Annotated in this window: 3 protein-coding genes; all 3 read left to right on the plus strand. The window is 55.1% G+C overall.

Annotated elements, in window-relative coordinates; translation table 11 throughout:
• Positions 1-495 precede the first annotated feature (495 nt).
• Entirely contained in the window at positions 496-909 is a 414-nt protein-coding gene (locus AWB74_RS46255; RefSeq protein WP_143749529.1) for a hypothetical protein, read from the plus strand.
• 226 nt (positions 910-1,135) lie between these two features.
• Positions 1,136-1,954 (plus strand): hypothetical protein, encoded by an 819-nt coding sequence (locus tag AWB74_RS43970; protein ID WP_143749530.1) that lies wholly within the window; start codon positions 1,136-1,138, stop codon positions 1,952-1,954.
• 334 nt (positions 1,955-2,288) lie between these two features.
• Positions 2,289-2,432, plus strand: a complete 144-nt coding sequence (locus tag AWB74_RS46750; protein ID WP_160110410.1) for a hypothetical protein — start codon at positions 2,289-2,291, stop codon at positions 2,430-2,432.
• Positions 2,433-2,643 lie beyond the last annotated feature (211 nt).

Raw genomic sequence — 2,643 nt, forward strand, 5'->3', positions numbered from 1 at the left:
AAGCCGGGTGACCGGCCTCTCACTGACCACCAGCGTCGGACCGTAGCCCCTACCGCGCGAGCGGTTTAGTCCTCCGGCCAATTTCAGCCGCTACAGCGAGCCCGTAGACGTCGGCTCGCGAGTGCCCACCAGACTTTCGTAACCGCTCTTCGCACGGACAGCAAGTACCTGCGCTATTTGGGGACGCCTCATCACCTACGTGGTGCATAGCAGTGAATTTGCGCCAAAAGCCAGTCAAAGCAAGGCGACGCCCAAGAAAAGCTGGCATCTACCTCATCATTGACTATTCTTGTTTCTGATTCTTGATCTACTAAGCTTGTCGCGATGCTAGTAGATTAAGAACCGGCGACTGGAGATAAGGTTGATTAGTCGTGCTTGCGCTCGGGGGGGCTCGTCACGCCGGCGACGTTGTTGTCTTGCACAACATCAACGGTGGGCGCGTGCTCGCCGGATTGGGAAGCTAGTTGAACGTTTCTCTTAATGTTGGGAGTTTCCATGAAACGGTTTCTTCTCATTCTTTTGGCGATCCTATCGATTTCTTTATTGTCCGCGCCCACAGTCCAAGGAAAGGTTATTGAACGGACGTTATACTGCGGTGCCGGAACTCACGACAAGCCTGAGCTTCAAACTGTTCAGAGAGATTGCAAGATAACAGCGACTTACGGCTATCATTTTGATATCCGGTATCTTGATGATGGACAATGGGTGGGCCGAGACCCGAGTGACAAAACAAAATGGATTCCCGCAGACCCTCCTGAAGGAGATTGCACAAACAACGTCAATTTCACCAAGACGACGGCAGATGCAATACACATCGTCATCCACGTTAGAGCCGATTCAAATAATGGTTATAACTGTGGAGGATGGAAAAAATTTACTGTCCCAGAGGTTCCCGGGATGCCGAAATGACATATTTTACGATTTTCGATTTAAGTAGGGTAGTTAGGGCGGACTATTCTTGCTCGACGCTAATGGTGACATTGAGCTGTTTGGCTTGTATCCAATGCAATGGTGGGGCTACCATCCGCGGCGGACACCGGGCAAGCCATATGGTTGAACCATCCTGGCAGTAACCTCAGGTTGCGGCACGCGGCGACTGGGCGACCGTCGCGTAATAGTGAATAAGAGCCGCGTGGTGTCGAGCCTCGATCAGGCAGTGACCATGTGTGATTCGATAACCGACAGGGCTTCTTCGAGCGAAGCTCCTAGCGACGACCTCGCGAAATGGCAGGCAGAGAAAGCTTTTCGTGAGCGAGAGGTTGCCGTCAAAGAGAAAGAGTTGACCATCAAGGAGGCTGAGAACGCGGCATCGAAATGGCGAAATCCTTTGGTTGTTGCAATCTTTGCAGCGGCAGTAGCCGCCGCAGGCAATGCCGTTGTTGCGCTAACAAACGGGATTTTTCAGCGACAGCTGGAAACGCAAACATCCGAACACTCGCGCATTCTCGAAATGATTAAAACAGGCGACCCAGACAAAGCGGCGACGAACCTCAAGTTCCTCCTTGACGCTGGTTTGGTAGCGGATCCTGACAACTACCGAAAGCTGAAAGCGTTCCTTGACACGCGAAAGGCCGGGAGTGGCCCTACACTGCCTGCGCCGGAGTCGCAGCGCATTGTAGGACAGGTCGTAACCTCGCATGCCGGCGACAGTCCTGAAGATGGGCCAGATGCAACCTCGTGTGTAAGCGCGGATGTGGCCAATGGTTGGCACATCGTGCCGGGGTCCGGTCACATCGTTACCGACAGCATTGTGAATGGAACTCTATCGGTAACAGTACAGGATGAAACCCCTGACCATTACTGTGGCACTTTTCACATCACAAGAGCTGATAGGGGGCACTCTGCGGGGGCTTCAGCCCACGCTGACGCTGTTGAAAGGTCTTCGACTGGCAGCAACCGTAGTCTTGGAAGCTCGAGTCAGCAAGAAACCTCGACACTACCTTACCTAAAGTGAGTGAGGAGAGGGCATTGGCGTCGCAACATCTGTCGTACATTCAGCGTCGAGACTGCGCGTCTACTCGCTGTGAAACCTGTCATCCGCGACCCCGAAGGTCGGAACGACTGGAAAGCAACTCATATCCGCCTTATCAACCGCACCACTTGAACGTCAGCAATGGGTCCGGCGGGGGACGTTCGGCAGTGGCGTCGGGCACGCCGCGCGTTGTACGCGATCTGCGATCATGCTAGTGGCGACGCATCGCGCAAAGGCAACCCCCTAAAGTAGTCGTATCGGACTTTCATGCCTGTGCTCTCATGGCTTCGGTAATGTGGCGGCTGGCGGGTGACTCGTGCTGGTCGTGCCGGTCAAGGCCCTCGGGCCTGAGAAGCTGCTCGGGCCCGCACTTCAGAATCGGGCAGAGCTCGCGATAGTCTTGCTGCGCAGGAAGCTGCTCGACTTCATCGCTTTGATATTGCTGCCGCTGGTGCCGTAACGTTCGCCGAGTTCGGTCAGTGTGAGACGGCGATGTAACGCTAGGTTCACTTCGAGCGGCGGTTGCGGATCGACTGCCGCCCAACGCAGCCGATCAGTGGCCGGCCGCGGCGACCGTTCTTCGGCAGACCGGGATCGTTAAGGGTTATTCGATGCCTGCCATCGATCACAGGAATGTGACGGTGCCGCTGCGCGTGTTGGCAGGCGTCGAA

This window comes from Caballeronia arvi, from assembly GCF_001544695.2.
GTDB lineage: Bacteria > Pseudomonadota > Gammaproteobacteria > Burkholderiales > Burkholderiaceae > Caballeronia > Caballeronia arvi.